Raw genomic sequence first — 334 nt, 5'->3', positions numbered from 1 at the left:
CAGAGATCCGCGTCGCTGCCAGCAAAGTGCCACTCGATCAGCAGCTTCATGTGGCCCATCAGGCCGTCCGGCAGGTCATCGGCATCGCGGATGATGACCGGCCCCTCGATCTCCGGCTCGGTCTCGGCGGCAACGAAGGCGCTGATGCGCCGCGCCAGATCATCGGCATGTTCGGCCACCCGGTAGCGGCGGAAGATCACCGTGCCGCTCGCCGTCGACAGCGCGTGATAGCGCTGACCGCGTTCCGCCCTCGACAGGTCGAGCCCGGTCTCCTCGCCGACCTCGCGGATCATGTTGAAGTCGGCATCGACCAGTCCGTCGCGGAAGTCGACCG

Annotated in this window: 1 pseudogene; it reads right to left on the bottom strand. The window is 67.1% G+C overall.

Annotated elements, in window-relative coordinates:
- Window positions 1–334, bottom strand: a pseudogene (locus tag EN861_RS34655) (hypothetical protein); the annotation flags it as partial.

It is taken from the genome of Mesorhizobium sp. M8A.F.Ca.ET.218.01.1.1, assembly GCF_004791165.1.
Lineage (GTDB): Bacteria > Pseudomonadota > Alphaproteobacteria > Rhizobiales > Rhizobiaceae > Mesorhizobium.
This window is presented reverse-complemented; position numbering and strand designations above follow the sequence as displayed.